The organism is Streptomyces sp. SID3343, assembly GCF_009865215.1.
In the GTDB taxonomy this organism is placed as follows: Bacteria; Actinomycetota; Actinomycetes; order Streptomycetales; family Streptomycetaceae; genus Embleya.
In genome coordinates this window covers 1-7,001 of the sequence record NZ_WWJX01000422.1, presented here as the reverse complement: position 1 = coordinate 7,001, position 7,001 = coordinate 1, and the positions used below count along the sequence as shown (strand labels likewise).

The window sequence follows — 7,001 nt, the reverse complement described above, 5'->3', positions numbered from 1 at the left end:
CGCGCGCTGGGTCCGCACCCACTTCGGGCCCTGGCTCGCCCGCCGCGCGACCGGCCGCTCGTCCGGCGACGGCCGCCCACCCAAGCGATCGGAGCTCACCCCGTGGCCGTGATCGAAACCCTCGCCGACCTGCCCTGGGCCGAGCATCTCGTGCCCGCCGAACTGCCGCTCGAACCGGACGGCAACCACGACGGCGTGCACTTCGACCGGGTCGAACTCGACGGGTCCGGCGGCAGCCGCTTCATGGAGTGCGCGTTCACCGGTGCGACCCTCGGCGCCGGCCGCTACCGCCGCTCGCGCCTGACCGACGTCTGGCTCGCCGACGTCCGCGTGGTCGGCGCCGACCTCGCCGAGACCGGGTGGCAGGACGCCACGTTCCTGCGTTGTGTCGTGGCCGGCGTCCAGGCGTTCGGCAGCACGTGGCGCCGAGTCACCTTCCGAGGCTGCAAGCTCGACTCGATCAACCTGCGCGAGGCACACCTGACCGACGTCGTGTTCGAGGACTGCCTCCTGCGCGACCCCGACCTCGCCGGCGCCAAGCTCACCCGGGTCACCTTTCCCGGCAGTCGGATCACCGGCGCGGTCCTGGACAACGCCACCCTCGTCGGCTGCGACCTGCGCGGCGCCGACCTGGGCGTCTCCTCCGGCTTCGCCGCCCTCAAGGGCGCCACCATCGACGGCGCCCAACTCCTCGACCTCGCCCCCCACCTCGCCCGCCACCTCGGCATCACCGTCACCTGAACCGCGGCCGACCCCATCACCCGCGGCCCCGCCCGCAGTTCCGCCGCCACCTCCACCTAACGCCGACACCCCGGTCGGCACCCCGCGGAACCGCGCGACCGGCCCCGGGGTTAGGTTTGCCTAAGTCGCACAGTTGCAGGTGAGGAGAACTCCATGGCGGACCGCCCGGTACGCAAGCCCCGCAAGCTCATCGAACTCCAGGTACACAGTGCCGAACGCGTCGGCCCCCACCTGATCCGCATCGTCGCCGGCGGCGACGGCTACCGACACTTCACCGACAACGGCTTCACCGACGCCTACGTCAAGGTGCTCTTCCCGCTGCCCGACGTCACGTACCCGGAGCCGTTCGACATGGAGACCATCCGTGCCGAACTCCCGCGCGAAGTCTGGCCGCGCACCCGCACCTACAGCGTGCGCGCGCACAACCCGCACACCCGCGAGATCACCATCGACTTCGTCCACCACGGTGACGAGGGCCTGGCCGGCCCCTGGGCCGCGCAGGCCAAGCCCGGCGACACCGTGCGCCTGCTGGGGCCCGGCGGCGCGTACGCCCCCGACCCCCAGGCCGACTGGCACCTGTTCATCGGTGACGAAAGCGCCTACCCCGCGATCAGCGCCTCGCTGGAGCGGCTGCCGGCCGCGGCCAAGGCCGTCGCCCTCCTGGAGGTCGGCAGCGCGGACGAACAGCCGCCCGGCACCGTCCCCGAGACCCATCCCGACCTGGACCTGAGCACCACGTGGATCACCCGTGACGGCGGCCCCACCCTGCTCGACACGCTGCGGGCCCTCGACTTCCCCACCGGCCGTGTACACGCCTTCGTGCACGGCGAGGCCGGCACCGTCAAGGAACTGCGCCGCCACCTCGTCGACGAACGCGGCGTCGACCGCGGCGACATCTCCTTCTCCGGCTACTGGCGCAAGGGCCGCGACGAGGACGGCTTCCAGGCCGACAAGGCCGCCGAGAAGGCCGCCGAGCGCGAGGCCGAGCAGCGCACCTGACCCTCACCGCAGACCCGAACGCACGCTCCGACCCGAAGGGTGGGAGCGTGCGTTCGCTCGTGTGCGCGTCCCTCGCACCCGAGTGGTCGCCCGCACCCGGGCGGTCGCCCGCACCCGGGCGGTCGCCGGCACCCGAGTGGTCGCCCGCACACGAGTGAAAACGGCACGCCGCCCCTACCGTGGGCAAGCGCGCCGGCACAGGGTGGAGTCCATGAGACGTCCACCGCACACCCTCGTCGCTGTCGCGGCCGCCCTCGCCCTGACCGCAGCCGCCACCTCCGCCGCGACCGCCGACACCGACAGCGGCACGCCCACGCCGGGAGCACCCGGCATCGGCGATCCGCTCCTGCCCGGCAGCGGCAACGGCGGCTACCGCGTCGACCACTACACCCTCGGCTTCGACTGGCAGGGCCCCGGGATCGCCTTCCCGGCCGACACCGAGATCAAGGCCCGCGCCACCCGGAACCTGTCCCGCTTCAACCTCGACTTCGCCGGCAACACACTCGGCCGGGTCACCGTCGACGGCCGCACCGCGCGCACCGCCCGTGAGGGCGACGAACTGGTGATCACCCCGGCCCGCGCCCTGCGCCGGGGCCAGGAGTTCAAGGTCCGAGTGCAGTACACCGCCGACCCGACCCAACAGCGCCATCGCGACGACGCGATCGAAACCTTCGGCTGGATCCCCACACCCGACGGCACCGTCGTCTACCCACAGCCCGACGGCGCCAAGATGATCTTCCCGAGCAACGACCACCCCAGCCTGCGCGCCCGGACCACGGTCAACGTCACCGCGCCGGACGGCCTGACCGCACTGTCCAACGGCACCCTCACCGACAAGCGCCGCGCCGGCCAGGGCCGCACCCGCTGGACCTACGACAGCCGCCAACCCGTCGCCGGACAGCTCTTCCAGCTCGCCATCGGCAGCTACACGCTCGTCGACGGCACCACCCCCGACGGCATCAAGCTCCGCGACGCGGTCCCTCCCGCGCTGGTCGAGCGCGTCGAGCAGTACCGCGCGCTCACCCCGCGCCACCTCGCCTGGGTGCAGAGCAAGCTCGGCCCCTACCCGTTCGACAGCTACGGCATCGTCGTCGCGGACACCGACCTGGGCGTCGCGCTGGAGACGCAGACCCTTTCCCTGGTACCCAAGGCCGACCTGCTGGGCGACAAGGTAAACGCCGAACGCAACATGGTCCACGAGCTCGTCCACCAGTGGACCGGCGACAGCGTCGCCATGGACCGCTGGGCCGACCTGTGGCTCAGCGAGGGCCATGCCCGCTACTACGAGCGCGTGTACAGCCAGGAGAACGGCGGCGCACAGCTCGAACCGCTCATGCGCGACGCCTACCGTCAGCACGACATCTGGCGCCGCGACACCGGGGCCCCGGCCGAGCCCACCGAGCCCAATCTCTTCAAGCGCATGCGCTACGACGGCTCGGCGCTCGTCTTCTACGCCCTGCGCGCCGAGGTCGGCGACGACACCTTCGCCCGGATCGAACGCGCGTGGGCCACCCGCAACCGAGGCCGCGCCGTAAGCACCGCCGACTACGTCGCGCTCGCGTCCCGGGTCGCCGGCCGTGACCTGGCCCCGTTCCTGAACGCGTGGCTGTACGGCCCCAGGACCCCGCCGATGCCCGGGCACCCGGACTGGACCGTGGACCCGGCCTGAGCCCCCTCACGACCCGCGGGCGGCGACCGAACACCCGACGGCCGCCGTCCGTACGCGCGGCCATTCGTGCCCGGGACCGGCCGCTGGGGTACCCGTGTCCGAATCCGACTTGGCGCGGGGAGCCGCTCGTGATAGAAACCGGAACGAACGTCCCACTTTCTTTGGCCTACCCCGACGGGAATTCCCGTGCGTAACCCTTACGGCGAGATATTCGCCGCCCCCGGCGCCAAGGGCTTCTCGGCCGCCGGCTTCGTCTCCCGCATGCCCATCTCGATGACCGGCATCGGCATCGTCACGATGCTGTCCGAACTCCGCGGCGAGTACGGCCTCGCCGGCGCCGTCTCGGCGACCTTCGCGCTCGCCACCGCGCTCATCGCCCCGCAGATCTCGCGCGTGGTCGACCGCTACGGACAAAGCCGGGTGCTGATCCCGACGACCGCGGTCAGCGTCCTGGCGATGGGCGCCCTGCTGCTGTGCGCGCGCTACGAGGCCCCCGACTGGACCCTGTTCCTGTGCGCGATCCCGGCGGGCTGCATGCCCAGCATGGGGGCCATGGTTCGTGCCCGCTGGCTCGTCCTGTACCGCGGCTCGCCACATCTGCACACCGCGTTCTCGTTCGAGTCCGTCGTCGACGAACTGTGCTTCATCCTGGGCCCGATCATCTCCGTAGGCCTGTGCGTCTCGGTCTTCCCCGAGGCCGGACCGCTCGCCGCGATCGCCTTCTTCACCGTCGGCGTTCTGCTCTTCACGATGCAGCGGGGCACCGAACCGCCGGCCCACCCGCGCGCCGAAGGCAAGACCCGGACGGTCATGCGCATCCGCGGCCTCCAGGTCCTGGTCCTGATCCTGCTCGCGATCGGCGCCGTCTTCGGCACCGTCGACGTCGTCACCATCGCCTTCGCCGAGGAACAGCACCACACCGGCTCGGCGAGTTTCGTCCTGGCCACCTATGCCGCCGGATCGTGCCTGGCCGGCATCGTCTTCGGCGCGCTCAAGCTCGCCACGCCCCTACCGCGGATGTTGCTGATCAGCGTCGGCATCACCGCCGTCACCGTGCTGCCGCTGCTGATCGTGAACAGCATCCCCACCCTCGGCGCCGCCGTGTTCGTCGCCGGCATGTCCATCTCGCCCACGATGATCATCACCGTCAGCCTGGTCGAGCGCCTCGTCCCGGCCGCCCGTCTCACCGAGGGCATGACCTGGACGACCACCGGCATCGGCATCGGCGTCGCGGCCGGCGCGTCCGTGTCCGGAATGGTCGTCGACCACGCGGGCCCGCGAGCCGGCTTCGGGGTCGCCGTAGGCGCCGCCGCGCTCGCCGCGGCGGTCAGCCTGGCCGGCTACCGCGTACTGCGCCGAACCGCGCCCCGCACGAGCGAGACCACCGTCGTGCACAGCGCGGCGCCGGCCGCCGCCGCGCCCGTCCGAGAGGGTGAATCCCGCTGACCGAAACCCCGGTCGACGGCCGCCGCGCCAAGGGTGAACGCCGCCGTCGCGAACTCATCGAAGCCACCCTGCGCGTGGTCGAACGCGACGGCGCCGCAGGCGTGAGCCACCGCACCGTCTCGCGGGAGGCGGGGCTGCCCACGAGCGCGTCCACGTACTACTTCGACGGCGTCGACGACCTGCTCACCGCGGCCCTGACGTCGTGCATGACCGAGGACGCGGCCAACGTCCGCTCGATCACCGCCGCTCCGGGCGACATCCGGCGCCGGTTCGCCGAACAACTCGCCCGTGCCGTCTCCGCGTCGGGCCCGTTGATCGCCGAGTACGAGCTGTTCCTGCTCGCCGCCCGCCGCCCCGAGTTGCGCGAGGCCACCGACGACTGGCTGAACGCCGCGGCGGACTTCGCCCACTGCTTCACCACCGACCCCGTCCGGGTACGTGTGTTCGTCGGCGCCGTCGACGGCCTGCTGATCCAGGCTCTGTTGACTCACCTTCCTCCCACCGTCGACGAGTGGGAAGAGATGGTCCACGACCTGCTCCCCGGACCTCGTCTCTAGCCCAACCGCTCACCTGTCGCGGGAACCGCGCGCCGAGGGCTTGTTATCGATATTCGCTCGATCCACCGACCGACGTGCGAAAGGGTCCAGTCCATGACCGACACCCCGACCGAGGCGCCTCGCGGCCTCCTCGTCCCGCTCGTGACCCCCTTCACCGCCGACGGCGAACACGTCGCGCTCGACGCGCTCGAAGCCCTGGCCCACTCCCTCCTCGACGACGGCGCGATCGGACTCGTCGCGCTCGGCACCACCGGGGAGCCGGCCACTCTCGACACCGCCGAGAAGGACGCGGTCGTCGCCGTGTGCGCCCGCGTCTGTCGAGACCGCGCCGCGTCCTTGATCGTCGGCGCCGGCGGCAACGACACCCGGGCGAGCGTCCAAGCCCTCGCCGCGCTCGCGGACCGGCCCGAGATCCACGCCGCGTTGACCACGGTCCCCTCCTTCACCCGCCCCTCCGAGGCGGGCGTGGTCGCCCACTTCACCCGGCTGGCCGCGCACAGCCCGGTCCCGTTGATCATCTACAACATCCCGTACCGCACCGGCCTCACCCTCGGCGTCGAGACGCTGCTGCGGCTCGCCGACATTCCCGGCGTCATGGGCTTCAAGCACGCGGTGGGCGGCGTCGACCAGGAAACCGTCGAACTGCTCGCGGCCGAACGGGACGACCTCGCGATCTGGGCCGGCGACGACCTGTACGTGTCGCCGATGCTCGCGCTCGGCGCCGCGGGCGGCATCCTCGCCTCCGCCCACCTGGCGACTCGTCACTTCGCCGAGCTGATCCGGGCGTGGCACGTCGTCGACGCCGACACCGCGCGCCCTCTCGGGCACGCGCTCGCCCGGCTGTCGGTCGCCGTGTTCAGCGAGCCCAACCCGACCGTCCTCAAGGGCGTCCTGCACCGGCAGGGCCGCATCCCGAGCCCGGCGGTACGACTGCCTCTGCTGCCCGCGCAGGCCGCGTCCGTCGAGGCCGCCACCGCGTGCCTGGCGCAGTTCGACAAGTAGGCCCCGCACGGGCCGGCGGCGGCTCGGGCCACAATGGCGGCATGCCACGTCGCGCCGTTCGGCCCAAGCCCGCCGCCGTCACCGCCTCCTCGCCCTGCCCGTGCGGCCTGCCCGCGACCTACGGCGCGTGCTGCGGCCTACGCCACGCGGGTTCGCCCGCGTCCACCGCGCAGTTGCTGATGCGCTCGCGCTACAGCGCGTTCGTCGTCCTGGACGAGTCCTACCTGCTGCGCACGTGGCACCCGAGCACCCGGCCGGCCTCGCTCGACCTGGATCCGCGCGTTCGATGGTTGGGCCTGGACGTGCTCGCGACCACGGCCGGCGGCCCCTTCCACACCGAGGGCACGGTCGACTTCACCGCCCGCCACCTCGACGGCGGCCGGCAGGAATCCCTGCGCGAACACAGCCGCTTCGTCCGTCACGAAGGCGCGTGGGTCTATCTCGACGCGGCCGGGGCCGCGACCGGGTGACCGACGCCGATCGGGGACCGGGGACCGGGGACGGCGGGTGGGGCGCCCTCCCGGCGGCTGTCGACCCACGCCGGCGGGATCGAGTCGCGCAGCCGCGCGATCGGGTCCTCGCCGGCC

The 7,001-nt window shown here is 72.4% G+C and carries 7 protein-coding genes and 1 pseudogene; all 8 read left to right on the top strand.

What is annotated here, in order from left to right; translation table 11 throughout:
* Positions 1–112, top strand: a pseudogene (locus tag GT354_RS53950) (SGNH/GDSL hydrolase family protein); the annotation flags it as partial.
* On the top strand, positions 103–741 hold the full coding sequence (locus GT354_RS13845) for a pentapeptide repeat-containing protein (RefSeq protein ID WP_161356607.1): 639 nt from the start codon (positions 103–105) through the stop codon (positions 739–741). The pseudogene GT354_RS53950 and the gene GT354_RS13845, both read left to right, overlap by 10 nt.
* A gap of 153 nt (positions 742–894) precedes the next feature.
* Positions 895–1,740 carry a siderophore-interacting protein gene (locus GT354_RS13840; RefSeq protein ID WP_161356606.1) on the top strand — a complete coding sequence of 282 codons (846 nt, stop codon included), beginning with the start codon at positions 895–897 and terminating at the stop codon, positions 1,738–1,740.
* A gap of 211 nt (positions 1,741–1,951) precedes the next feature.
* On the top strand, positions 1,952–3,409 hold the full coding sequence (locus GT354_RS13835; protein ID WP_202511871.1) for a M1 family metallopeptidase: 1,458 nt from the start codon (positions 1,952–1,954) through the stop codon (positions 3,407–3,409).
* 186 nt (positions 3,410–3,595) lie between these two features.
* The gene (locus GT354_RS13830; RefSeq protein ID WP_161356605.1) at positions 3,596–4,855 is read left to right on the top strand and encodes an MFS transporter; all 1,260 of its coding nucleotides are present in this window, start codon (positions 3,596–3,598) and stop codon (positions 4,853–4,855) included.
* Between the two features lie 74 nt (positions 4,856–4,929).
* Entirely contained in the window at positions 4,930–5,412 is a 483-nt protein-coding gene (locus GT354_RS13825) for a TetR/AcrR family transcriptional regulator (protein WP_161356604.1), read from the top strand.
* A gap of 93 nt (positions 5,413–5,505) precedes the next feature.
* Positions 5,506–6,414, top strand: a complete 909-nt coding sequence (locus GT354_RS13820; RefSeq protein WP_161356603.1) for a 4-hydroxy-tetrahydrodipicolinate synthase — start codon at positions 5,506–5,508, stop codon at positions 6,412–6,414.
* A 41-nt stretch (positions 6,415–6,455) separates the two neighbouring features.
* Positions 6,456–6,884, top strand: coding sequence for a YchJ family metal-binding protein (locus tag GT354_RS13815; RefSeq protein ID WP_161356602.1), 429 nt, complete (start codon positions 6,456–6,458; stop codon positions 6,882–6,884).
* Positions 6,885–7,001 lie beyond the last annotated feature (117 nt).

Excerpts from the sequence above, each read along its gene's own strand:
- GT354_RS13815 (WP_161356602.1), top strand. The coding sequence starts at position 6,456 with ATGCCACGTCGCGCCGTTCGGCCCAAGCCCGCCGCCGTCACCGCCTCC.
- GT354_RS13835 (WP_202511871.1), top strand. The coding sequence starts at position 1,952 with ATGAGACGTCCACCGCACACCCTCGTCGCTGTCGCGGCCGCCCTCGCC.
- GT354_RS13820 (WP_161356603.1), top strand. The coding sequence starts at position 5,506 with ATGACCGACACCCCGACCGAGGCGCCTCGCGGCCTCCTCGTCCCGCTC.
- GT354_RS13840 (WP_161356606.1), top strand. The coding sequence starts at position 895 with ATGGCGGACCGCCCGGTACGCAAGCCCCGCAAGCTCATCGAACTCCAG.